Origin of the sequence: Marinobacter sp. DUT-1 (assembly GCF_050379415.1) — a bacterium.
Lineage (GTDB): Bacteria > Pseudomonadota > Gammaproteobacteria > Pseudomonadales > Oleiphilaceae > Marinobacter.
On record NZ_JBNRLS010000003.1, the window covers coordinates 341,354 to 365,001 of the forward strand.

General features: G+C 59.8%; 19 protein-coding genes and 1 riboswitch. Of the genes, 8 read left to right on the plus strand and 11 right to left on the minus strand.

The genetic code is table 11. The features are described 5' to 3' along the window. The first annotated feature begins 63 nt into the window (after positions 1-63). From ACQUTG_RS11590 to ACQUTG_RS11600, 3 genes are read left to right on the plus strand one after another with little or no spacing between them, the layout of a single operon-like run. Positions 64-831 carry a glycosyltransferase family 2 protein gene (locus tag ACQUTG_RS11590; protein WP_428919547.1) on the plus strand — a complete coding sequence of 256 codons (768 nt, stop codon included), beginning with the start codon at positions 64-66 and terminating at the stop codon, positions 829-831. A 1-nt stretch (position 832) separates the two neighbouring features. Beyond that, the gene (locus tag ACQUTG_RS11595; RefSeq protein WP_428919548.1) at positions 833-1,501 is read left to right on the plus strand and encodes a TVP38/TMEM64 family protein; all 669 of its coding nucleotides are present in this window, start codon (positions 833-835) and stop codon (positions 1,499-1,501) included. 9 nt (positions 1,502-1,510) lie between these two features. Next, complete coding sequence (locus ACQUTG_RS11600) at positions 1,511-3,259, plus strand: ArnT family glycosyltransferase (protein WP_428919549.1); 1,749 nt, start codon at positions 1,511-1,513, stop codon at positions 3,257-3,259. Between the two features lie 31 nt (positions 3,260-3,290). On the opposite strand, the gene ACQUTG_RS11605 is transcribed toward ACQUTG_RS11600, so the two are convergent. The 6 genes from ACQUTG_RS11605 to ACQUTG_RS11630 all read right to left on the minus strand — a co-directional run bounded on the left by ACQUTG_RS11605 (position 3,291) and on the right by ACQUTG_RS11630 (position 9,277). Continuing rightward, the gene (locus tag ACQUTG_RS11605; RefSeq protein ID WP_428919550.1) at positions 3,291-3,977 is read right to left on the minus strand and encodes a DNA-3-methyladenine glycosylase I; all 687 of its coding nucleotides are present in this window, start codon (positions 3,975-3,977) and stop codon (positions 3,291-3,293) included. A 116-nt stretch (positions 3,978-4,093) separates the two neighbouring features. Continuing rightward, on the minus strand, positions 4,094-4,594 hold the full coding sequence (locus ACQUTG_RS11610; RefSeq protein WP_428919848.1) for a YSC84-related protein: 501 nt from the start codon (positions 4,592-4,594) through the stop codon (positions 4,094-4,096). A 184-nt stretch (positions 4,595-4,778) separates the two neighbouring features. Next, positions 4,779-5,546, minus strand: a complete 768-nt coding sequence (locus ACQUTG_RS11615) for an ABC transporter ATP-binding protein (RefSeq protein WP_428919551.1) — start codon at positions 5,544-5,546, stop codon at positions 4,779-4,781. After that, positions 5,546-6,487 (minus strand): FecCD family ABC transporter permease, encoded by a 942-nt coding sequence (locus ACQUTG_RS11620; RefSeq protein ID WP_428919849.1) that lies wholly within the window; start codon positions 6,485-6,487, stop codon positions 5,546-5,548. The genes ACQUTG_RS11615 and ACQUTG_RS11620 overlap by 1 nt, the downstream gene beginning before the upstream one ends. A 19-nt stretch (positions 6,488-6,506) precedes the next feature. Next, on the minus strand, positions 6,507-7,400 hold the full coding sequence (locus tag ACQUTG_RS11625; protein WP_428919850.1) for a cobalamin-binding protein: 894 nt from the start codon (positions 7,398-7,400) through the stop codon (positions 6,507-6,509). A gap of 29 nt (positions 7,401-7,429) precedes the next feature. Beyond that, complete coding sequence (locus ACQUTG_RS11630; RefSeq protein WP_428919552.1) at positions 7,430-9,277, minus strand: TonB-dependent receptor plug domain-containing protein; 1,848 nt, start codon at positions 9,275-9,277, stop codon at positions 7,430-7,432. A gap of 130 nt (positions 9,278-9,407) precedes the next feature. After that, a riboswitch (cobalamin riboswitch) is annotated at positions 9,408-9,630 on the minus strand. Between the two features lie 207 nt (positions 9,631-9,837). On the opposite strand from ACQUTG_RS11630, the gene ACQUTG_RS11635 reads away from it, so the two are divergent. From ACQUTG_RS11635 to ACQUTG_RS11650, 4 genes are all read left to right on the plus strand, one after another. Then, positions 9,838-12,309, plus strand: a complete 2,472-nt coding sequence (locus ACQUTG_RS11635) for a hypothetical protein (RefSeq protein ID WP_428919553.1) — start codon at positions 9,838-9,840, stop codon at positions 12,307-12,309. 16 nt (positions 12,310-12,325) lie between these two features. Next, complete coding sequence (locus ACQUTG_RS11640) at positions 12,326-15,331, plus strand: parallel beta-helix domain-containing protein (protein ID WP_428919554.1); 3,006 nt, start codon at positions 12,326-12,328, stop codon at positions 15,329-15,331. Between the two features lie 134 nt (positions 15,332-15,465). Continuing rightward, positions 15,466-17,343: a putative nucleotidyltransferase substrate binding domain-containing protein gene (locus ACQUTG_RS11645; RefSeq protein WP_428919555.1), complete on the plus strand. Its 1,878-nt coding sequence runs from the start codon at positions 15,466-15,468 to the stop codon at positions 17,341-17,343. After that, positions 17,333-18,064, plus strand: coding sequence for a 3'-5' exonuclease (locus ACQUTG_RS11650; protein WP_428919556.1), 732 nt, complete (start codon positions 17,333-17,335; stop codon positions 18,062-18,064). Before ACQUTG_RS11645 ends, ACQUTG_RS11650 begins: the two co-directional genes overlap by 11 nt. A gap of 8 nt (positions 18,065-18,072) precedes the next feature. Here ACQUTG_RS11650 and msrB read toward each other — a convergent pair whose 3' ends face one another. The 5 genes from msrB to ACQUTG_RS11675 form a co-directional block, all read right to left on the minus strand. Further along, the gene (msrB, locus tag ACQUTG_RS11655) at positions 18,073-19,239 is read right to left on the minus strand and encodes a peptide-methionine (R)-S-oxide reductase MsrB (RefSeq protein ID WP_428919557.1); all 1,167 of its coding nucleotides are present in this window, start codon (positions 19,237-19,239) and stop codon (positions 18,073-18,075) included. 105 nt (positions 19,240-19,344) lie between these two features. Continuing rightward, on the minus strand, positions 19,345-20,826 hold the full coding sequence (locus ACQUTG_RS11660; RefSeq protein ID WP_428919558.1) for an ATP-binding protein: 1,482 nt from the start codon (positions 20,824-20,826) through the stop codon (positions 19,345-19,347). 3 nt (positions 20,827-20,829) lie between these two features. After that, on the minus strand, positions 20,830-21,531 hold the full coding sequence (locus tag ACQUTG_RS11665) for a winged helix-turn-helix domain-containing protein (RefSeq protein WP_428919559.1): 702 nt from the start codon (positions 21,529-21,531) through the stop codon (positions 20,830-20,832). 35 nt (positions 21,532-21,566) lie between these two features. Then, on the minus strand, positions 21,567-21,866 hold the full coding sequence (locus ACQUTG_RS11670; protein WP_428919560.1) for a hypothetical protein: 300 nt from the start codon (positions 21,864-21,866) through the stop codon (positions 21,567-21,569). Positions 21,867-22,012: 146 nt separating this feature from the next. After that, positions 22,013-22,987, minus strand: a complete 975-nt coding sequence (locus tag ACQUTG_RS11675) for an NAD(P)H-dependent flavin oxidoreductase (RefSeq protein ID WP_428919561.1) — start codon at positions 22,985-22,987, stop codon at positions 22,013-22,015. A 55-nt stretch (positions 22,988-23,042) separates the two neighbouring features. On the opposite strand from ACQUTG_RS11675, the gene ACQUTG_RS11680 reads away from it, so the two are divergent. Beyond that, the gene (locus ACQUTG_RS11680; protein ID WP_428919562.1) at positions 23,043-23,624 is read left to right on the plus strand and encodes a QsdR family transcriptional regulator; all 582 of its coding nucleotides are present in this window, start codon (positions 23,043-23,045) and stop codon (positions 23,622-23,624) included. Positions 23,625-23,648 lie beyond the last annotated feature (24 nt).

Genomic DNA, 23,648 nt, shown 5'->3' on the forward strand with positions numbered 1-23,648 from the left:
TGAAATAACAGGGTTGGATAGACGGCCCTGTTGCTGCTCTGTCTGCCGAAGGGAAAACTCTGTATGGGTCAGGAAAGAACACTGTCACTGGTCATTCCCGCCAAGGATGAACAAGACAATATAGCCGCACTGATCACTGAAATTTTCCGGGTCATGCGCGACTACCCGGATTTTGAAGTGGTACTGGTGGATGATGGCAGCAGCGATCAGACTCTGAATATCGCGTTGCGGAGCGCACGGTCGGTCGGTGGTCGACTCGTTACGGTTCGGCACGATCAAAGCATTGGTCAAAGCGGTGCACTGGCCACCGGCATCCGCCGGTCCAGGGGCACACTCATCGCCACCATGGACGGCGATGGTCAGAACGATCCCGCCGATATTCCAGCGCTGCTCCAGAAGGTGAATACCATCAAGAACCCCGACTTCTGCATCGCCGGCTACCGGAAAAACCGCAAGGATACCGCCTGGAAACGCGTCCAGTCGCAACTGGCCAACCGCGTTCGCGATGCCCTGCTGCATGATGGCGTGCCGGACACCGGGTGCGGTCTCAAACTGTTCCCGCGGGAGACCTTCCTCCGGCTGCCCTGGTTTGACCATGGCCATCGATTCATACCAGCGCTGGTTAGAGGGATCGGTGGCGAGATCGCGGTCGTAGAGGTCCATCATCGCCCCCGCATGGCCGGCACCTCGAAATACAATGCCTGGAATCGGGCCTGGGCCGGCATTCTCGATCTGCTGGGAGTGATGTGGCTGCTGCACCGAACCAGGGTGCCTGCCATTTCGCAGGTTGCTGATGCTGATACGGTCGCTTCCACCGCGGAGAGCCTCTGATATGCCCAACCAGGCGCGATGGCTGTTTTTTGCCGCGCTTGCACTGGTCAGTTATCTGGCGATCCATTACGGCTGGCTGGACTTCCTGGCCAACGAGAACCAGGTCGCCAGTTATCTCCGCAACCACGGAATAACCGGCTTTCTGGTCGTCACCCTGGCTGGTGCAGCATTTACCGGAATCGGGGCGCCCCGCCAGCTGCTGGCGTTTGTGCTCGGCTTTGCCATGGGCGGCATCAACGGCACCATTTTATCGTCCCTGGCAACCGCGATCGGAGCGGCTGGCTGTTTCTTCACTGCCCGATGGCTGCTGCGCGAATCCCTGACACGCCGCTTTGGACATCGCATGCGTCAGTTTGACCAGCTATTCCGCGACCAGACCCTCATGAAAGTACTGATGGTCCGGTTGTTGCCGGTGGGGAGCAACCTGGTAACCAACCTCGTTGCCGGTTGTTCCGGTATCCGCTTTGCGCCCTTTCTGGTTGGCAGCACCCTTGGTTACATCCCGCAAATGCTGGTGTTCGCCCTGGCCGGTGCCGGCATTGGCAGTGCCGACCAATACCAACTGTTACTGAGTGTCGTGCTGTTCATCCTTGCCTCGTTGATTGGCGCACTCCTCTACCATAACCACAGGGCACGCACCCTCACCAATTCCGTTTCCGATCAGTCCTGAGAACGCACCATGCCCGCATCACCGTTTGTCCGTCACCTTCCGGCATTTCTGTTCGATCTGCCCCGAAACCGGCTACTGCTTTTGCTGTTGGGCTTCGCGGCAGTCATGATTTTCACCGGCATCGGCCTCCGTTCGCCCTGGCCCGCCGACGAACCCCGCTTCGCCGAAGTTGCCCGGGAGATGGTGGCTTCGGGCCAGTGGCTCATCCCCATGCGCGGTGGCGAGTTCTACCCGGACAAGCCACCGGTTTTCATGTGGAGCATTGCCCTGTTCTACTGGCTCAGCGGCAACCTGAAAGTCGCCTTTCTCTTGCCCAACGCCCTATGCAGCCTGCTCACCCTGGGGCTGGTCTTTGATATCGGCACCCGCCTCTGGAACCAACGTACCGGCGCCGTCGCTGTCATGCTGGTGTTACTTGCGCTCCAGTTCCTGCTCCAGGCCCAGAAGGCGCAGATCGATGCCATGGTCGCCTGCTGGATAATGGTGGCCTGCTATGGCCTGCTCCGGCACTTTTTTACCGGCCCTTCCTGGGGCTGGTATTTCACGGCCTGGGCCTTCATGGGCCTGGGGATTATCACCAAGGGCGTCGGATTCCTGCCAGCGCTGATGCTTATTCCCATTGCAGCAATAAAATTCCGTGACCGGAATCTGTTTGCCGACACGCTGACCTGGCGCAGTGCGCTTGGCCCGCTGGCAATGCTCGCGGTTGTTGCCGCCTGGCTGGTTCCGATGGTGTTGTACGTCAATGCACTGGGCACCGACGAAGCGCTGGCCTACCGGAACAACATCCTGTTCAAGCAGACCGGGGAGCGCTACGCCGATTCCTGGGGGCATCTCCAGCCCTGGTATTACTACCTCACCAGCGTGATACCGTCACTCTGGTTCCCCCTGCCATTGTTGTTGCTGGCGCTGTGGCGGCCCTTGACCGACAGCTTCCGGCACCGCCCGATCATTCCGGTACTGTTGATCTGGGTTGCATTGGTGATTGTGTTCTTCAGCCTGAGCCCGGGCAAACGGGGCGTGTATCTGCTACCGGCTCTGCCCATGCTCGCACTGAGTCTGGCGCCCCTGCTAAGCACGCAACGGCCCGCTGGCTGGTTCCCACCGTTACTGACCGGTGTACATTTGATTCTGGCTCTGGCCCTGATCACGGTTGGTGTATTGGCCTGGAACGACCACCCAAGGCTGGTGGAAAAGGTCAGTGACTACAGCCGCGACCCAGCGCGTCTACACGAAGCCGGCACGCTGGTATTTACTATCGGGCTGGTCTGGCTGGTCAGCCTGTTCGGATTCTGGCGCGCCCGGGCGCTGGGGCGCCTGTTCGTGGCAATGATGGTCACCTGGCTGCTGCTGAGCACCTGGGGCTACCGGATTCTTGAGCCCCTGCGTACTCCGCGCAATATCCTGGCTGCCGCCGAGCAGCAGCTTCCCACTGACGCCCAGCTCGGCATGATCGACTTCCGGGAACAGTTCATCCTGTTCTCCAAACTGGATTTCGTGCATTTCAGCTACTTCAGCGGGCTGCGTGAAGAAGAGCGCAATGCCTGGAAATGGATGAGCGAAGGCGACAACCGTTACCTACTGACCGCCGACAATCTTGACCTGGAGTGCTTTACGCTGGAAGGCAGCAGGGAGTTGGGCGTTGCCCACCGTGAACGATGGCTGCTGCTCGGACCTGATCAGATGGCACCGGATTGCAGCCCGCCAGCGAAGGTCCGCCAGTTCACAACGAAAAGGCCCGGACTCTGGATGGACTGACAGAAAACGGCCAGGTACCTCTCAGGCAAGCTCAATTGTCTACTGTAAAGGACACGATTCGGGACAGGTGACTCACCGGCAGACCGGTCTCCCGATGCCACTGATTGAACGCCTGCTGTACCTGCCTCAAGCCTTTCCTGCTGGTTGCCGAGGCGTCCAGGATGCCAGCCCGGGTCAGTGTCGTGACCACGTCCCTGGACAGAATGAAACCGTCCCAGCCAACCCGTCGGAGAAAGTACTGGGCGGTATTACCACCCAGACGGGCACCGTTGCGCTTGAACCACATGAGCAGACCGACCTGATCGTCCTGGGGCCATTGCGCCAGGAAGTTGCCGAAGCTGCCGTGATCCCGCGCGGCGTCCATGATCATCCTTGCATTCTCCGGGACGGTCCGGATTTTCTGCATGTTGCGCACGATGCGCTCATCGGCCGCCAGTTCCTCCAGCACTTCCGGCGGCACCTGCTGCCAGTAGGCCGGCACAAAGCCGTGAAACGCCGCTTCAAAGTCCGGCCATTTGTTCTCGATGACCCGCCAGACAAAGCCGGCCTTGAACACACACCGCGTCACTTCGGACAGGTAACGATCGTCTCCGGTTGCCTCCAGCACTCCAGGCTCCGGTAGTTTAGGCAACAGTGCCTGCAGGGCCTGTTCACCACCCTTGCGCATCAATGCCTGGTCATGGAACCCCGAGAATGACGGAATCTTTATAGTACTCATGGTTAGGACGACAATCGTTATATCCTGGCCGCAGACAATCCGGACCTGGAACGCAGTTCATCACCGCCCCCGGGGCCTGGCTTGACGGAACAAACCACTACCTGGGGGCAAATGATTCATCGCTGGATGCGGGAAATCTTCGTACCCTCAATGCTGACTCCAGCCATTAACCCCTGCTGACTGAAAATAAAAGCATAGGCATCGTCCTTGAGGGACGACGTAGACAGGTTTTTTGCCACGCCTTCATCAACGAGAACAACGGTGGGTCCGACACCAACTTCCCAGCCCTTGGATGTTTCAAGGTAGCTGACAGCCTCATCGGTCATCAGAAACATGACATAGGCGTAGGATTGGGCACCTGCCTGAAACCCGAAGGTCCCGGCCACCGAGTTGTAGTAGTCAACCACCTCCGAGTCCTTCATCAGAACGCCCTCACCATAGCTGCCACCGAAGACCAGGCCAGCTTTGACAATATTGGGGAAAACAAGGATTGCCCTGGCTTCTGCGGAAAGCGTCTCGGCGAGAGTGTTTGTACTGGTAAGCTTCTCCAAAGCCTGCCGGGCATCCCGGTTCAGATCTTCAGCCGTTGCTGCTACCGCATGATTTCCAGCAACCATGACGGCAACGACGGTCACCACCAGTATAAATCCAGAAAAATTGCGTAAATTACCATTCATGATGTATCCCCTTCCCGGTCCCTGGCATCGGTATTCCTACCATGCACCTTACTCTCTGAATATAGGCCCAACGGACAGGATTACAAAGTTCCCGGCGGCTGAGATTAAGACACGAGCAGAGAGGTTATCTGGCAGGCACAAAAACCGGCGCGCCATCAACTTCAACAGTCACCAGCTTCTGGCCATAGAGTTGTTCCAGCGCGGCTGGAACCAGCATGTTTTCTGAAGGCCCCCAACACGCTTCGCCCTCGGGATACAACAGCAACAAGTGATCGCACCAGCGGGCGGCCAGATTGACATCGTGCAGGCACATGAACACCGACCGGCCTGCTTCAGCCTGGCCGGCAAGCAGGCGCATCACCGCTACCTGGTGATGCAGATCCAGATGGTTACTCGGCTCGTCCAGCAGCCAGATATCGGGCGCCTGGGTCATCAGGGTGGCAATGGCCACCCGCTGGCGCTCGCCACCAGACAGGGTACTGACCAGCCGGTCCCGGAGGTGCCCGACATCCAGTGCCTGCAGTGCCCGCTCGGCAATCGCGATGTCCTGGCCGGTTTCCATCTGCCAGGAAGACAGCCACGGGTGACGGCCGATCAGGGCCGTTTCCAGTACCGTCGCCGGGAAACCGTCCTGACGGTCCTGGAACACCAGTCCCAGCTGCTGCGATACGGTTTTTCGTTTCAACGACGCCAGTGCGCGGTCATCCAGCAGCACCCTGCCACGGCGGGCAGTTCGCAGTCCCGCCAGCGTGTGTAACAGGGTTGTTTTGCCCGCGCCGTTGGGACCAAGCACGCCCCAGACCTGACCGGGCTGCACTTCCAGATTCAGGGGAGATCCCGGGGCGCGTCCGGGGATATCGATGATGAGGTTGTCTGTGGTCAGCGTGGTCATTATCGGCTCCGGTACAGCAGGTACAGGAAGGTGGGCACACCAATCAGGGCGGTGATCACACCCACCGGCAATTGTTCCGGGGCAATCACCACCCTGGCGAGGGTATCCGCCAACACCAACAATGTGCCGCCAGCCAGCGCACAGGCCGGCAATATCATCCGCTGGTCATTACCCAGCACCAGCCGGAGCATGTGCGGCACCACCAACCCGACAAAGCCGACCGCGCCGGCCATGGTCACGGCGGTGGCGGTCAGCAGGCTGGCAACCAGATAGATCAGCCACTCCAGCGACCGGACCGACACCCCCAGGGCCGCCGCCTGCAATGATCCACGGGCCAGAACATTGAGACTTCGGCCCAGCGGAAACACCAGCAGGCAGACCAGAACCAGCACCGCCAGGCCGGGCCAGGGTTGGCCGGCGTGGGACAGATCCCCCATCAGCCAGTACAGCATCCCCGGCAACCGGCTCGCCGGTGACATGGCCAGAATCAGGGTAATCATCGCTCCCCAGCCGGCGGCCACCACTACACCGGTGAGCAATAACCGTGATGGTGTCCAGCTGCCGCTGCCGTGGGCCAGGCCGAACACCAGCAGGGTTGCCAGTATGGCGCCGGCAAACGCGGAGCCGGAAATGAGGAATCCGGCTGCTCCGGCCAGCATCGCCAGCAACGCTCCCACGGCTGCGCCACCGGAGAGGCCGAGTACGTACGGATCGGCCAGGGGGTTCCGGAGTAGTACCTGCATCAGGGCACCGGCCACCGCCAGCAGTCCGCCGGTGGCAAAGGCGCTGAGCGTCCGTGGCAGCCTGAGATCAAGAATCAGCGTCCGGTGCAGCTCACTGCCGCCACCGGTCAGCACCGACAGGGTATCCCCCACGCCAAGATCGGCACTGCCGACGCTCACTGACACCAGCATTGCTGCCAGCGCCACCAGCGCCAACATGGCCAGTGGCCGGAAAATATCAGAGACGGGCACGGGCCTGCTCCAGGATGCCACACAGTTCCCGGGCCCCTTCCAGCATGCGGAAGGTGGGACGTTGCAGAAGCGACGGGGACACAAGGTAGAGATTATCGCGGGCCACGGCAGTAACGGATGAATAGCTCTGCCAGCTTGCCAGCCAGTCGCGATCGGAGTCACCGCGCCCGGCGGTGATAATTACTTCCGGGTCGGCAGCCAGCACCGTTTCCACGGAAATCCGGGGTACCAGCCTGGACAGATCGGCAAACACATTGGTACCGCCACACAGGGCAATGGCCTTGCTGATCAGCTCGTCGCCGTTAACGGTCATCAGCGGTTGGTCCCAGACCTGGTAGAACACCCGCACCGGAGCCGAATCCCGGTAGGTTGCCTGCAACGTGGAAAAACCTTCCCGGAACTCCGCCGCTGCGCGCTCGGCAACCGGCGTATGGCCAGTCAGCCCGCCCAGGGTTTCCACGGCCCGGGCGATGTCTTCAAACTCCCTGGGAGCGAGCCAGAAGACCGGTACACCCAGATCCGCGAGGCGATCCAGCTGGGCCCGGGAATTGCCGTCGGTCCAGGCCACCACCAGATCCGGCGACAGGCCGACGATGGCTTCGAGATCAAGGCGGTTGCTGTCACCCACCTGCGGCAGCTCCGCCGCAGGCACGGGGTAATCGCTCCAGGCACTGACGGCGACCACCGAGTCGCCGGCGCCGGCGGAGAACAACAGTTCCGTGGCGCCCGGAGAGAGGGAAACGACACGTTCGGCCGGCTCAGGCAGGCAGACGTGACGATCGAGGGCATCGGTTGCACAAAGGTCGGCGGCGGACACTGACGCCGTCAGCGTCAGTCCCAGACCAGCTACCACTGTGATCAATAACCGGTTTGCCCTCATCACCAGGTCACGCTGCCTCCATCAGGCCGTTATTGGCGGAAATCATAGCGTACAGATGCCATGTAGGTCCGACCAGCCGCCAGGTATTCAAAGGGCTCGAAGGTTGTGCTGTCATAGCCGAGGCTGGTGGCGTACCGACGGTCAAACACGTTGGCCACCTTCAGACCGGCAGACCATCCCGGCAGGAACTCCCACGCCGCCCGGAGATCCATGGTGCCGTAACCGGCCAGCAAGGTGGTATTGCCGGCATCGTTGTAGCGATCGCTTTCGGCGATGACGCTGGCCCCCACCGACCACGCATCAAACAGCCGGTCGACGTCCAGCCGGACATTCTTCTCGGCCCGTCGGGGCAAGCGCTTGCCGGTGTCCCGGTTCTCGGTATCGGCGTAAGTGATTGCCGCGTTGATATCCCAGTCCGTGGTCTGGAATCCGGAAGACAGTTCGATACCACGAATTCTCGCGGTTTCCACGTTCTCCATGGTGCCATCGTAGGTAACCGGATCGGACACATAGGTGATCAGGTCCTCCACGTCATTCTGGTAAACCGCCATATCCCAGAACCAGGTCTCATACCGCCCGGAAAATCCGACTTCCACCATTTCGCCTTTCTCCGGATCGAGGTCCGGATTACCGAAGTAACTTCCGAAGTCTGAAGGCACTTCAAGGTAAAGATCATTGAATGTCGGTGCCCTGAATGAAGTAGCGTAACTGAGGCGCAGACGGTGGGAACGATCGAACTGGTGGCCCAGGGCAATACCGCCTGTTTCTTCCTTGCCGTAGGCTTCATTGTCATCCAGCCGCATGCTGAACATCAGATCGGTGGCATCGAAATTGAGGCGGGCCTGGCCGAAAACGGCGGCATTGGTGCGACTGTCCTCGGCAAACTGACTGCTGCCGTCCACCTCATCGACCATGAACTCCGAGCCGAGTACAAGCTCATGGACACCGGCCGTCAGGGTATTTTCCCAGCGGGCTGAACGGGAGACGGTGTCGAAAACACTCGGGTAAGTGCCAAAGGTTTCCTGTTCGTCACGGGATTCCGAGAACTGGATTCGGGTCCGCCAGTAATCGCTGGCCACCGCTTCCAGATAGAGCCCGGCAGCCCGGATCATGAAGTCGGTGTCGCCATCCTCGAATTCGGTATTGCCCTGGGACTGAAACACCGTGACACCCACACCACCGCCCTGCTCGAAGTCATGGCCGACTTTGGCCAGGCCGGCCGCATTGCGGAAGCCCCGGTCCTCACCACCTTTCCGCAGTTCAGTGCCATCGGTATCCGAGTACAGCCCTCCCGAGAGGATGGAGGAATTACCCTCCCGGCCGGCGACACCAACCGACGTTCCCAGGGTATCGTGGGACCCGCCGGTTACCTCCGCCCAGCCCTGTCGGCCAGCCTCGGGCTTCAGGGTAAAAGCCTGGATAACACCACCGACGGCGTCAGCGCCATAAAGAGAACTCTTGGCACCGCGTACCACCTCGACCTTGCCCATCAACTCCGGCGGCAGGAACTGCCAGGGAGGAATTCCTGCGGTTGCAGAACGCAGACGAATACCGTCCAGCAGCAAGACGGTCCCGGAGCTTCCGGCGCCACGCAGAAAAACACTGGTAGTCTTGCCATAACTCCCATCGGAGACAACGTTCACGCCCGGCTGTGCCCGGAGTAGATCACGGAATTCCTCGGGTTGCTGTCGCTCAATATCGTCCTGCTCGATCACGGTCACTGACGACAGGCTCTCACCAACGGTGTCCGGGCCCAGTGTGGCAGTCACTACTATCGGATCAAGGGCCTTATCGTCCGAGGACTGGGCAGCAACCGCCAGAGGCAATGCAGCGAGGGACACACCGGCCATCACGGCAGGAAAAGGGAACTTCAACATATGACTTTCTCCGCAAACCGTGCGCACCCGCACGGGAATCAGGTTTCGGTTGCGGGAAAGGCAGGGGGCAGGCGGAGACGGAAGGCGCGTAGAGATACCGGAATTCGCCCACCCAAGCCGCCCACCGCAACTCCGGGTGTTTTTCCAGGCCGGTCTCCGGGCTTGCAGGCGGAACCCTGGCGGCTCCCGGACAATCACCTTCCCATGCCAGAAGCACAGTGGCGCATACGATTGCCGTTTTCCTGCTTACCGTTGCGGGGGCAGCATCGGAATTGCCCTGGCGAACCAGGCTCACCGATTTCCCGTTTCACCCGTCGCGCTTTGCGACGGACACCTGAAAAAAGTGTGGCAAGGCTAGCAACCCGGCACAAAGTGGTCAACGAAATCCGTCAAATACCCGGCCGATCAAAAAATGGCCTGATGTGATGCCCGTCACATTACCCACAATATGCTACAACCTCTCACGTTTGGTTCGCAGCCACCGCTGCCGACGAAACATGCCAGACAATAACAACAATCTGCCGACCAAAGCCGGCAAAAGGATTTACAGAGAGGTCCACATGTATAACAACCAATGGCCCACCCGAACGGCATTGGCACTTGCCGGTGCCCTGCTGGTTAGTGGCTGTGGCGGCTCCGACGATAGCTCGACCACAAGTCCTGCCCGGGAATCCACGACAACGCCCGAAACTCCAGCCGTCGCCCCCGACAATGACTCGTTCAAGCAGGCTGCCGAACTCGACCGCTACGCCTTCGCTAACGGCTGTTACACCCTGGAGGCCGAAGGGCATTACCTGCTTGCCGATCCGCAATCCGGCCAGTATTCGGTCACCCGTGATTCGGCTCAGGCTACCAGTTTCCGGCTGCGGCCCACGCGTCTGGGTGCCTACCTGTTAATGTCGGACTACCATCGCACTGCCGGCGAAGCAGGCAGTTTTGAGTTGCTTGGCATCAGCGATCCGGCCGGGGAGTTTCTCGACGACACCGGCACTTTCATCGGAGAGATCAGCTACCTGGTCGCCGGCCTTGGCGACACGACCAACCTGATCCTGGATCCGGTTGCACCCCTCGGGGATGCCTTGAGAGCCATTGGCGAAAGCCTCGAGTTCACCGGTGACCAGATCGGTGACACCACCGTCAATCCGGCACTGGCCATGGTCAATGCGCCCAGTGACCTGGCGGTCTGGCAATTACAGCGGCCGGGGCCGGAACCGGCCTTTACCCTGGCCTCCGATGTGACCGGGCTGATGCTGAAAACCACCGAAGATGGCCTGGCCCTGGCCTCACCCTCAGTGATCGATGAGTCCGGCCTCTTTACCTTGCGGGAAGCACAGGGCTGCAAAAATTACCCGGAAGCGGAACTGAACGCCGACATCCTTGATGAGAAAGGACCGGCCACCTACCTGAAAGAGGTAGACCGCTTCCGCAATGTCCAGGGCATCGACAAGGACGACGTGTTCGGATTCGTCGACACCCATTCCCATATTTCCGCCTATGAATTTATCGGGGGACGGGTCAACTACGGTGCGCCCTTCCATCGCTTCGGGGTCATCCACGCCCTCCACGACTGCGAAGCCGTCCACGGCCCCTGGGGGGCAACCGGTTTCGTCGAGCTGGCCACCACTGGCATCGGCACCCACGACACCCAGGGCTGGCCCACTTTCAACGACTGGCCGAGGTACAACTCCCTGCAGCATCACCAGAGTTATTACCGTTGGCTGGAACGGGCCCATCTGGCGGGCATGAAGATCCTGGTGAACCACCTGGTGCACAACGAGATTCTTTGCCGCATCAACCCCCAGAAAAAGAACGATTGCGATCCCATGGAATCGATCCTGCTGCAGATCCAGCGCATGTACGAGATGCAGGATTACATTGATGCCCAGCATGGTGGCCCGGGCGAAGGCTGGTTCCGGATTGTTACCAGCCCGGGCGAGGCCCGCACGGTAATCGACAACGGCAAGCTGGCGGTCGTGCTAGGGATCGAGATGTCCAAGGTATTCAAGTGCGGGGAATTCCTCGGGGTAGCCGAATGCACCCGTGAAGATATCGTCGAACGGCTGGATCAGCTGTACCAGCTGGGTGTTCGCAACATTTTCCCGGTTCACAAGTTCGACAACGCCTTCGGGGGCCACCTGCCCGACCTCTCCACCGGCATCGGCATCGGCCCGGTCCTCTACGCCGGCAACCTGCTGGAGACCGGCCATCCGGTCGAGTTCGAGCAATGCCCGGAAAGTGTTGAATACACCGGAGGTGAGCCGGATCAGAACGCCACACTCCAGCCTTTCGGCCTGATCGACCAGCTGTTGTACCAGATGGACTATCTGGGCGAGCGTTTCCCGGAAACCCCCGAGGAACTGGCAGCACTGGACCCGCGACGGGGGACCGATCAACTCTGCAACCGCCGCGGCCTCAGTGATCTGGGCGACTTCCTGATCAAGGAACTGGTGCGTCGCAAGATGATGATCGAGACCGATCACATCAGCCGCAAGGCCGCAGCCCGGATTCTGGAAATCACACAACCGCTGGATTACCCGGTGATCAACAGCCATGGCGGCTGGGGTGGAACCGAGGCCCTGCGGGACCGCATTGCAGTACAAGGCGGAATTACCGCGTCCTTCGGCGGCACCCGCGAGGACTGGGTCCGCAAGCTCACCCGGGATGGCAACCGGCCCCGGAGCAACGAACAGAAGGTTGGCCCCTTCGGTGGTGCCGGCTTCGCCTCGGACGTGAACGGCATTGCTCAACTGGCCGCCAACCCCGGAACCGCCGAAGATGAGGCCGCGCTTTATCCGTTCACCTCTGTTGATGGTCGGGTCCGGTTCGATGTCCAGCGCACCGGTGACCGGACGTTCAGCCTCTATGACGGCCGCGGCGTGGCCCATTACGGCCTGTACCCGGACCAGATCGAAGACATGATCCGCAACAGCGACGCCGATCCGGATCAAATTGACGATGCCATCAACCAGCTTTTCACCTCCGCCGAAGCCTACCTGCGGATGTGGGAGCGGATTGAAAACGCCCCGCTTTAAGGACAGGAGCAAAGCCATGACTTTCCCCAAAAACCAGAATCGTCTGCAACGCGGGCACCTTGGTCTCACTCTGGCAATGGCTGCCACATTCCTGCTCACCGGATGTTTCGGTGGCGGTGGTTCCTCGGACTCCACACCGGCAAACGACACTGCTGGCGACAATAGCAGCGTCGCCGGTAACCAGGTGGAACGCTTCAGTGAGGGGCGCACGTTCCGGGTGGAACCGGGACCGGAGGCCACTCACGAGATGGTGAGCGCCATGATCCAGCTGCGCCCGGGAGACACCCTGGAGTTCAGCTGCGGTTTCTTCGAACTGAACCATGGCCTGCTTATCCAGGCCACCGAGGATGTCCTGATCAAGGGCTGTGGCAAGGACAAAACCGTGTTGTCGTTCCGCGACAGTGACAACGTCACCGGCCTGGAGGCCCTCAACGTTCGCGGTATCACCGTGCGTGATCTGACCATTGCCGATTCCCCGGGCGATGCCTTCAAACTCAAGGGTGTGAAATGGGGCACCCTGCTGAACGTACGGGCGATCTGGTCCGGCGGTGGCACACCCATCACCGCCGACAACTTCAGCACCAGGCTGAACGTGCAATGCACCAACCCGCCGTTGAACGAGGGCGACCCAACGCCGGATTACATCCCCAGTTCCGCCAGTGGTCGCTACGGCATCTACCCGGTGGAATCGGAGAACATCCTGGTGGATAACTCCGAATCCGTAGGCGCCTCCGACGCCGGCATCTACGTGGGCCAGACCAACACCGCGATCATCCGCAACAGCCGGGCGGTGTATAACGTCATGGGCTTCGAGATCGAGAATGTCCAGGGCGGCGAATACGACAGCAACGTGGCCGAGTGCAACACCGGCGGCTTCCTGATCTATGACCTGGAGAACATCACCCAGTACGGCGATACCTCGGTGATGCTGAACAACGTGGCGCGCAACAACAACACCTACAACTTTGCCCACAGCGGCCTTGTGTCCGCCGTACCACGGGGTACCGGCTTCATCACCCTGGGTTACGACAACATCGAGGTCTTCAACAATACCTTTGAGGACCACAGTACCGCTGCGGTGATCTACACCAGCTACGAGCTGATCGACGGCAAGGGCAAGACCTCGGACAAGAAGCTGGATCCTTACACCGAAGGCCTGCATATTCACAACAACGTGATGCGCAACTCCGGCTACGATTTGCCCCCACCCAACTTCGAGAAAGTGCTCCTCGAAGGCCAGGTGGAAACGGTGTTACCCACGCTGATCGGCCTGAAAAACATCAACAACCCCGGCAAGGGCGCGCATATCGTCTGGGACGGGTTGCTGGACGAACTGGACGAGGACTGCCCCTACCCGGTGGACGCCAACGGTGATCCCGTGCCCGCTGACGAAAACGGTAAACCCATCCATACCAATGAGCACCCGAATCCGTCGTGTCACTACAACGCCTACAAGTTCGATGCCGGCGGCAAGCGCAAGTTGCCTCAGTGGGGGTCGTGCTTCCACGACAACGACCTGTCCACGGACAGCCAGGCCTACATGAACTTCCATGGGACCGAGGGACTGGAACTGGTTCTCGCCGCCGCCGAACAGGACGCGAGCATTCTCACCCTTGAGGGCATGCAATCGGTACTGGCAGGGCTGGATGGCGTGGTGGCTGACACCGACAAGTCAGTCCATGACTGTCAGGCGCGCTTCGGAAAAGTCCTGCCAGCGCTGCCCCGCGTGGAAATCCCGCCGTTCGAACCCAGCGGCACCATCGATCCTGCTCCCAGCGAAGAGTATATCAACCGGCTGTGCAGCAAACGCGTGAAGCCGGGCAGCATCAACCGGGAGGCCCTGGCAGTCAATTGTCCGACCCTGGACCAGTACAATCTGTTCGCTGATCCCCGGGATCCCCGCAGCATGCCCAATGACGGTGGCGTTCCGTTCGTGCTCAACAGCAAGCTGTTTTCCGACTACGCCACCAAGTACCGGGTCGCGTTCGTGCCGCCGGGTACCAAGGCGGTCTATATGGATGGCCAGGGCGGCAGCAACATGAACGGCACCATTCACTTCCCGACCGGGACGGTGATCGCAAAAACCTTTGCCTTTACCGATGAGAGCCAGGGTACTGAGGAACTGGTGGAAACCCGACTGCTGATCAAGCGGGTCAGTGAGAGTGGCAAAGCGTTCTGGGATGGCCCGGCCTACATCTGGGAAAAAGACAGTGACGGCAATCCGGTTGCAAAGCTCGCGCTCGGTGGCGGGACCCGTGCAGTGAGCTGGCATTACCAGGACCCGACCACGGGCCAGCTGCTCACAGGAAGCACCGATGCCTATGCCATTCCCAATGCCAACCAGTGTATTACCTGCCACAGCAACGATGACGTGGAATCCGGCAGTGCCCCCATCGGCCCGAAACCCCGGAACCTGAACCGTGCCTACGCGCCGGAATCGGCGTTCATGGGCACCCGGGGCCAGGGTGGGTTTCCCCGGGTCAACCAGCTCAAATACTGGCAGGATCAGGGGATTCTCACCAACGTACCGGACCTCCAGATTGACGGGCGGGGTGTTGCCACCAACATCGAACGTCTGCCTCACTGGAACCTGCCCGGGGACAGCGGTGAAACCGCCGGCTCCGACGCCGATGTTGAAGCCCGTCTGCGGGCATATCTGGAGGTGAACTGCCAACATTGCCATAACGATCGGGGCGCCGCATCCAATACCGGCTATTACCTGGATCACTACCGGGCAGTGGATGCTGGTTACGGTATCTGCAAGAAACCGACGGCCACCGGCGGAGGCTCCTGCGGTCGTCAGCACATCGTCGTGCCCGGGGATGCCGACAGTTCGATTGTTGCCTGCCGACTGGCGGACGACAGCGATCCCCAGCGGCGTATGCCACCCATTGCCCGCAGCGTGACCCATACCGAGGGGGTGGAACTCCTGAACTACTGGATCAACACCGTTGTGGACACTGACTATGAAAACGGCGATGCCTGTGGCAACCAGAGCATCTTCCAGTCCCTGAACCAATAACCTCGCCGTACCCACCAACGATGGCGGCCTTCGGGCCGCCATCGCCTACCCCGTGGCCAGTTCTCCCTCCGGTTGCTATAGTCCTTGATTAACAACAACTTTCAGAATTCACTCAATGCGCACCAGGGAGCAATATGCAGGCGGAACTCATTGATATCCGGAACCACATGGCCCAGTTCCCTCCGTTCGATGAAATGCCCGAGGAGCTGATGGATCATGTGGTCGGTGGCGTTGAAGTGGAGTATTTCCGGGCCGGCACGCAGATCCTGGAATTCGGCCAGGACAACTCCTGGCTCTACTATATTCGCAGTGGCGCCGTGGAGATCTACCGGCGCTCCGGTGAACTTTACAACCGGATCGGAGAGGGTGACATTTTTGGCCAGTTCGGGCTGCTGATGAACAAGACGGTGCGTTTTCCCGCCAAGGCGCTCGAAGATACCCTCATCTACCGAATTCCGGAGGCCACCTTCCAGTACCTGTTTGAGAACGATGACGGTTTTGCCGACTTTGTCGAGACCGAGGACCGGAGCCGCCTTCGTTCCGCCCTGTCCCGGCGGGAGAAATCCAATGATCTGATGACCTCCAAGGTCACCCGGTTGATTTCCCGCACCCCGGTTTCCGCACCTTGCACGGTGCGGCTGCAGGAGGCGGCCCGGATCATGACCGATCAGGGCGTTTCAGCACTGCTACTGATGGATGAAAGCGCCGACCATCCCAGGCTCAAGGGCATCATTACCGACCGTGACCTGCGGACCCGCGCCGTTACCGAAGCCCTGCCCTCGGAAACCCCCATCAGCGACATCATGTCCGAGGGTCTGATCACCATTCGCGCCAGCGCGTACATTTTCGAAGCCATGCTCATGATGCTGCACAACAACGTCCACCACCTGCCGGTCATGGATAAAGACGAGGTGCGGGGCGTCATCGCGTTGTCGGATATCGTCAAGTACGAAAGCCAGAGCAGTCTGTATCTGGTGAGCAACATCTACCACCAGAATGACGTCAAAGGCCTGAAGAAAATCAGCCGGGATGTACCGGATACGTTCGTGCGCATGGTGAACGAGGACGCCAACTCCCACATGATCGGCAGTGCCATGGCGGGAATCGGTCGGAGCTTCACCCAGCGGCTACTGGAGCTGGGCGAGGAAAAGCTGGGACCACCTCCGATCCCCTACTGTTTCATGGCGCTGGGTTCCATGGCCCGGGACGAGCAGCTGGTGGTGACCGACCAGGACAATGCGATGATCCTGGACGACAGTTTCGTGCCCGAGGAACACGACGAATACTTTCTGGCACTGGCAAAGTTTGTCAGCGATGGACTGGCGGAGTGCGGCTACAAGTACTGCACCGGTGAGATCATGGCCACCAACCCGAAATGGCGCCAGCCGTTGCGGGTGTGGAAGGGCTACTTCACGGACTGGATCGAGAACCCGAAGGCTGAGGCACTGCTGAACAGCAATATCTTCTTTGATCTGGACGGCATTCACGGCAAGAACGAGTTCGCCGAAGAACTGAAAGCAGTAGTGGCGGAAAAAGCCAGCCATAGCCAGCGTTTCCTCACCCTGATGGCGCGTAATGCCCTGAACAGGACACCGCCTCTGGGCTTTTTCCGCACCTTCGTACTGGAAGAGGACGGTCAGCACCGCAAGACCTTCAACCTGAAACGGCGTGGCACTGCACCGCTTTCCGACCTGATCCGGATCCATGCCCTGGCCTGCGGCTCCCGGGCCCAGAACTCGTTCGAGCGCCTCAAGGCCATCGGCCAGACCAAGCTATTATTGGAAGATGACCTCGGCAACCTCCGGGATGCCCTGGAGTTCATCTCCATCGTTCGCATCAGGCACCAGGCCCTGGCCATCGAGGATGGCAGGAATCCCGACAATAACGTGCGACCTGAAGATCTGTCGCCGTTCGAACGCAGCCATCTCAAGGACGCCTTCCAGGTGGTCAGCAATGCCCAGAAGTTCCTGCGTTTCCGCTACAACGCCCAGGTAGGCCGCAATGCCCAATAATCCCGAACGTGAGGACGTAACAAGCGCCAAACCGACCTGGCCGGAGCAATATCGAGAGCTCGCCCACCAGGCAACGTCACCGCTACTCAAGGCCTTCTATGAGGCCGGCTGCGTCGACCCGGACATGCCGATGTCGGACGTTCCGCTGCTGGCGATGGATTTCGAGACTACGGGACTTGATCCGAATGAGCACTCCATCGTCAGTATCGGGCTGGTACCATTCACCCTGGGCGGCATTCAGCTGGGTCGCTGCTGGCATCAGGTGGTGCGCCCGAAATTGCCGCTGCACCAGACCTCCATCGAAGTGCATGGCATCACCCATTCCGACATCGACAATGCCCCGGACCTTGCCGAGGTGATGGATAAGCTGTTCAGTTACCTGAATGGCCGCATTCCAGTGGTCCATTACCGGGACATCGAGCGGCCGTTCCTCAACGTGGCGCTGCAGTGGCGATTAGGCGAAGGTATCCGGTTTCCGGTCATCGACACCATGGCCATCGAAGCCCACCTGCATCCTGACCGGCGGCCTGGCCGCTGGCAACGCCTGCTGGGCAAGAAACCGGTGTCGATTCGACTGGCCGACAGCCGTCAGCGTTATGGACTGCCCCATTACGCCTCCCACAATGCGCTGATTGATGCCATTGGCACCGCAGAGCTGCTACAGGCCCAGATTCACCACCATTTCGGACCGACTACTCCGGTCAAGGACCTGTGGCTCTGACCGCACCATCAGGAGTTACCGCCGGTGACTTCGTCAATATAGTCCCCGTAGCCCTCAGCCTCCATCTGCTCCAGGGGAATGAACCGAAGCGCCGCTGAGTTCATGCAATAACGCAGTCCGGTGGGAGCCGGTCCGTCATTGAAGACATGCCCCAGGTGCGAGTCGGCATACCGGCTACGGATCTCGGTGCGGGTCATCCACAGTGTCCTGTCCTCCTTTTCCACCACCGCATCCTCGTGAATGGGCCTGGTGAAACTGGGCCAGCCAGTACCCGATTTGTACTTGTCCCGAGATGAGAACAACGGCTCCCCGGACACAATATCGACGTACAGACCGGCCTGTTTATTATCCCAGTAGGGGTTGTTAAAAGCCCTTTCGGTTCCGTCTTCCTGGGTGACCTCGTACTGGATATCAGTGAGGCGCTTTTTCAGGGTTTCCTGATCGGGCTTTACAAAGGCTTGCGGATCAAAGCCTTTGCCCCTGGTATCCGATTCCATGGCTGCTGCGGGCCGGAACTTCGAGAAATCCAGCTCATAATTCTCGCCATAGACCTTCTCGATGAACTGATAGCGGCCGGAGTTGAAGGTATAGAATTTGTAGCGCAGCGGGTTTTTCTTGTAATAGTCCTGGTGGTACTTCTCCGCCGGATAGAAGGTTTCCAACGGTACGATTTCAATCACCACCGGCTTGTCATAGATACCCGAAGCCTCCAGTTCCTGCGTGGCGGCCTCGGCCAGACGCTTCTGCTCGTCATTGTGGTAGAAGATCGCAGGCCGGTACTGCTTGCCCCGATCGACAAACTGGCCATTGGCGTCGGTGGGATCCATCATCCGCCACAGGCCCTGCAACAGTCCTTCGTAGGTCATCTCATCCGGATCGTAGTAGACCTGGACCGCCTCCGTGTGACCGGTACTACCAGAAGAAACCTGCTTATAGGTAGGATTCTCGACACTGCCACCGGCATAACCGGAGACCGCCTCGACAACCCCCGGCACCTTCTCGTAACCCGCTTCCACGCACCAGAAGCAACCGCCGGCAAACGTGGCCACAGCCAGGTCCGGATCGTCGGGGGCGAACTCGGTATCGTGCTTGTCTGCAGTGGCAAGAGACGTGTAAGCCCCCCCTGCCACAACCAGGGACAGCACGAGGGCAAAACCTGAGATACTGCGTTTCATGGTGTTTCTCCTGTGATTGATACCATGCTGTCAGCCTAAACCGGTGGCTTCACGAAACCGTTCACAGAGTATTACGAATCTATAACAGCGTGGATTTTCGGGGCATTACCTGGTGTCGGCAGCCGGCAACCAGACCTGGAACTCGGCACCGGTTGGCTCAAGGTTACGGACGTCGATGCGGCCTTTCTGAAGTTCCACCATACGACGGGCGATGGCCAGGCCCAGGCCCGCATGACCGGCATTTACTGCCCCGGCACCCTGGTAGAAAGGCTCGAACAGGTGGGTTCGGTCTTGCGGGTGGATGCCGGTACCGGCATCCGCGACCGTCAGCAGTACGGCATCCCCGTCCTGACGAACAGCCAGGGCAACGTCGCTGTTGGAAGGGGCGTGGGCGATGGCGTTACTAATCAGGTTGTCGAGGACGCGCTCGGTCATGGCAATGTCTGCCAGCGCCATGATCCCGTCAGCATGGGTAATTCGAAGCCGTACCGATGCACGCTCCGACTCGGGCTGATGTTTCTGGACCACATCATGCACCAGCTCAGCCATCATGAAGGGTTCCGGCGACGGCTGTTTCTCCCGGGCTTCAAGCGCCGCCAGCTCGAACAATTCTTCCACCAGCCGGCCCAGTCGCCAGGTTTCCGCCAGTGCCACGTCGAGGAAACGGGCTCGCTCCAAAGGCTCCAGATCCGCCTGTTTCATCTTCAGGGTCTCCAGATAGCCCTGAATCGACGCCAGCGGCGTGCGCAGGTCGTGGGAGACCTGAGCCACCATCTGGCGACGCTGATGATCCTTTTCTTTCAGCAGGTCGACCTGGGCAGCGATACGGCTGGCCATATGTTCAAAGCGTGCCGCCAGGTAATCGATGTCGTCCCCGGGGGAGACAAGGGTTTCCCTGTTCTCCGGAACCAGCACTTCGCCGCTGATTTCAAAATTTTCGACCCGCTCGGTCAGCCGGGACAACCTTCGGGTCAAGAGGTGAAAGAACACCAGCCCTGCCATCAGGCCAACGACCAGACTGATCACCAGAGCCCCGGCTCCCATCTGCAACAGCTGGTTGCTATGCACCATGCTCTCGGCCAGGTCATATTCCTCACCCCGGAGTACCACGTACAGATAGCCAGAGCTTTCATTTTCAAAAGGTACAGTCGTTACCGAGAACACCTTTCGGCGATCATGACTGCGGGGATCATCCCCCGGGAGTGGAAATGCGTCGGGCTGTGCAAGCAGCGTCCGGATCGGCCCGAGCGAAACCCGATTACGCTTAATCTTGTCCGGGTCGGCGGAGTAGGAAAGAATCCGGCCTTCCGGGCCCAGCAGGTAGATCTCGATGCCGGGATTGATGGTCATGTACAGGTCGAACAGTCTTTTCAGGGCTTCCTGGTCGAGTTGGCCACCCGTCACCAGGTTGCGGTCGGCAACCAGATTCCGGGCCAGGTCGCGATTGAGTTCCTGATTGACTGCAGCCGTGTACTCGCGCACGGAATAGAGACTCAGGACTGTAAACAGGCCACCGACAATAACCAGCAGCAGAAACAGACCCAGCGCCAACCGGGCGTAGAGTGTGCGGAACAGTGACAGGGCCATGCGTCAGTCCATAAACCGGTAACCAACACCCCACACGGTCTGGATATACCGGGGCGCCGAGGGGTCAGCCTCGACCTTGTTACGAAGGCGGTTGATGTGAGTGTTTACCGTATGCTCGTAGCCTTCATGATTGTACCCCCAGACTGCATCCAGCAGCTGGGCGCGGCTGAATACACGGCCCCTGTGGCGGGCAAAATGCCAGAGCAGATCAAATTCCCTGGCGGTCAGGTCAACCTCCAGGCCCCGGACAAAGACGCGATGTCGCACCGGATCAATGCGAAGCTCCTCGATAACCAGCTCCTCCGCCTCGGTTTGCTCTGACGTTCCCGAGGACATGGCATCGACGCGCCGGAACAGAGCCTTGATGCGGGCCGCCAGTTCCGCCACGCTGAATGGCTTGGTCAGATAATCATCCGCCCCCATCTCAAGGCCCAGTACCCGGTCCAGCTCGGAACTTTTGGCCGTGAGCATCAGCACCGGAACATACCCGGTGCCAGAACGGATCTCCCGGCATACCGCGAGCCCGTCCATCCCGGGGAGCATCAGATCCAGGATCACAAGATCTATCCCGCCCTGAAGGAAACGCTCCAGTCCCTCGTCGCCCCGGCCGACGAGAATGGCCCGCATGCCCAGGTCGGTCACCTGCATACGCACCAGCTCGCCGATACCGGGGTTATCCTCAATGATCAGTACGGTTCGTGTCATGGTTTCCTGGCCCGGGTGGGCGGCTCCGGCAACGGTTACTCCATGGTGTCCTTGTTCATGGTGTCGTCCTCCATGGGCATCGTTTCCATATCATTTGCCTCCTCCATGTCGTCCATGTCATCCATGGTGTCCATCGTGTCCATCGTGTCCTCTTTCATACCTTGGTCCATGTCAGCGGTCATGTCATCCTTTTCCATGCCCTTTTCCATGGACTCTTCCGCCATCATGCCGTCGTCTTTCATCCTCTCGGCCGACGACTCCATCCCGTCGGCAACGGCCAGGGATGCGCCAAGGCAAAGCATGAGGGGTACGAACATTCGTGTCAGTGATTGCATGGGAATCTCTCCGTGCTGTTGTCGGGAACGCGGGCACGAGTGGCCCGCCTCACGGAGCAGATTCGCAACGCTGCTTTACGGCAGCGTCACGCGCAGGTAAAGAGTCTATCGCGGAAATATCACGAAATAATCACGCCAGCCAATGACTAAAGGAAGTTCGCCAGTCGCTCTCGAACAATGGCATGGGCCTCGGTCATGATCCGGTCGATCAGTTCGTCGCAGCTGGGAACATCGTGGATCAGTCCTGCCACCATGCCGCAACTCCAGGCCGCCTCGTCCATGCGCCCCTCATGCAGCACCAGCTTGCCCTTGGCACCCGTCACCAGATGGCGGATGTCGTTGATGGTGGTTTCGCCGCCCTTCTCGGCCTCAATGCGGATGATTTCATCCACGGCACGGTTACGAAGGACCCGCTCGGTGTTCCGGAGCGGCCGCATGATGAGTCGTGTCTGCAATTCGTCCGAGTCGACAATAGTCTGTTTCACCCGCTCGTGGATCGGAGCTTCGCGGGTGGCCAGGAAGCGGGTACCCATGTTCATGCCCTCCGCACCCAGAGCCATGGCCGCTACCAGGCTGCGGCCATCGGCCATGCCACCGGAGGCCACGAACGGAATGGTCAGTTCCTCGGCGGCCCGGGGCAGCAGGATGAAATTGGGAATGTCATCCTCACCGGGGTGCCCGGCGCATTCGAAGCCGTCGACGCTGACCGCGTCACAGCCGATACGCTCGGCCTTCAGGGCGTGGCGCACCGAGGTGCACTTGTGAATGACCTTGATACCAGCGGCTTTCAGCTGGTCCATGTACTTTTCCGGGCTGCGGCCCGCAGTTTCCACGATCTTTACACCGCCGTCGATGATGGCCTGAATGTACTCCGGATAGGGCGGTTCCTTGAACGACGGCAGGAACGTGAGATTGACGCCAAAGGGCTTATCCGTCATTTCCCGACAGCGGGCAATCTCCCGGGCCAGATCTGCGGGCGTGGGTTGGGTCAGCGCCGTCAGGATCCCCAGGCCACCGGCGTTGGATACCGCCGCTGCCAACTCGGCATAGCCGACCCAGTGCATGCCGCCCTGAATGATGGGGTGTTCAATGCCAAACAGCTCAGTGATTCTGGTCTTCATAGCAGCGTTCTCTTTTTGTCGTTAGAATGAAATCGAATTTGGATAAGAGGTTCCAGTGACAGCCAGAACAACAACGAAAGCGACACCGGCCGACGCATTCAAGCGGGCCCGGCGCATGTGGCTCAAAGGCGAGCGTATCCACCTGGCATCCCTGTCGGACGAACTCAATATCGGCCGGGCCACCCTGTTCCGGTGGGTGGGCAACAAGGACCTTCTGATCGGTGAGGTTCTCTGGTCGCTCTATGAGCCGGTGCGACAGGAGGCTCTGGCTGTAACTCCGGGCCATGGTGTGGAGTTTGTCGTCGGGGTCTACCGTCACATCAACTCCACCGTCATGCATTTCAAACCCTTGCGTCGCTTCATCAATGAGGATCCGGAGTACGCGCTCAAGATTCTGACTTCATCAAAATCCACCTTGCGCAGCCGGACGGTCGAGGCGAATACTCGCCTCCTCAGGGACCAGGTCGCCAAGGGCTACATCACGCCGCCGATGAATATTGAGAGCCTGTCGTCATTCATGGTCCGACTCGCGGAGTCCTGTCTCTACAGCGACATCCTCGGGGGCCGTGAACCCAGTGATGAAGAACTGGAGGATGCTTGTACGGCGGTACGGATTCTGCTTGGGGGCAAGGTCTAAGAAGGGGTCAGAAGAAGGCTTTCT

Coding starts and splice junctions, on each gene's coding strand:
- ACQUTG_RS11590 (WP_428919547.1), top strand. CDS start 64: ATGGGTCAGGAAAGAACACTGTCACTGGTCATTCCCGCCAAGGATGAA.
- ACQUTG_RS11595 (WP_428919548.1), top strand. CDS start 833: ATGCCCAACCAGGCGCGATGGCTGTTTTTTGCCGCGCTTGCACTGGTC.
- ACQUTG_RS11600 (WP_428919549.1), top strand. CDS start 1,511: ATGCCCGCATCACCGTTTGTCCGTCACCTTCCGGCATTTCTGTTCGAT.
- ACQUTG_RS11605 (WP_428919550.1), bottom strand. CDS start 3,977: ATGAGTACTATAAAGATTCCGTCATTCTCGGGGTTCCATGACCAGGCA.
- ACQUTG_RS11610 (WP_428919848.1), bottom strand. CDS start 4,594: ATGGTTGCTGGAAATCATGCGGTAGCAGCAACGGCTGAAGATCTGAAC.
- ACQUTG_RS11615 (WP_428919551.1), bottom strand. CDS start 5,546: ATGACCACGCTGACCACAGACAACCTCATCATCGATATCCCCGGACGC.
- ACQUTG_RS11620 (WP_428919849.1), bottom strand. CDS start 6,487: ATGTTGGCGCTGGTGGCGCTGGCAGCAATGCTGGTGTCAGTGAGCGTC.
- ACQUTG_RS11625 (WP_428919850.1), bottom strand. CDS start 7,400: ATGAGGGCAAACCGGTTATTGATCACAGTGGTAGCTGGTCTGGGACTG.
- ACQUTG_RS11630 (WP_428919552.1), bottom strand. CDS start 9,277: ATGTTGAAGTTCCCTTTTCCTGCCGTGATGGCCGGTGTGTCCCTCGCT.
- ACQUTG_RS11635 (WP_428919553.1), top strand. CDS start 9,838: ATGTATAACAACCAATGGCCCACCCGAACGGCATTGGCACTTGCCGGT.
- ACQUTG_RS11640 (WP_428919554.1), top strand. CDS start 12,326: ATGACTTTCCCCAAAAACCAGAATCGTCTGCAACGCGGGCACCTTGGT.
- ACQUTG_RS11645 (WP_428919555.1), top strand. CDS start 15,466: ATGCAGGCGGAACTCATTGATATCCGGAACCACATGGCCCAGTTCCCT.
- ACQUTG_RS11650 (WP_428919556.1), top strand. CDS start 17,333: ATGCCCAATAATCCCGAACGTGAGGACGTAACAAGCGCCAAACCGACC.
- msrB (WP_428919557.1), bottom strand. CDS start 19,239: ATGAAACGCAGTATCTCAGGTTTTGCCCTCGTGCTGTCCCTGGTTGTG.
- ACQUTG_RS11660 (WP_428919558.1), bottom strand. CDS start 20,826: ATGGCCCTGTCACTGTTCCGCACACTCTACGCCCGGTTGGCGCTGGGT.
- ACQUTG_RS11665 (WP_428919559.1), bottom strand. CDS start 21,531: ATGACACGAACCGTACTGATCATTGAGGATAACCCCGGTATCGGCGAG.
- ACQUTG_RS11670 (WP_428919560.1), bottom strand. CDS start 21,866: ATGCAATCACTGACACGAATGTTCGTACCCCTCATGCTTTGCCTTGGC.
- ACQUTG_RS11675 (WP_428919561.1), bottom strand. CDS start 22,987: ATGAAGACCAGAATCACTGAGCTGTTTGGCATTGAACACCCCATCATT.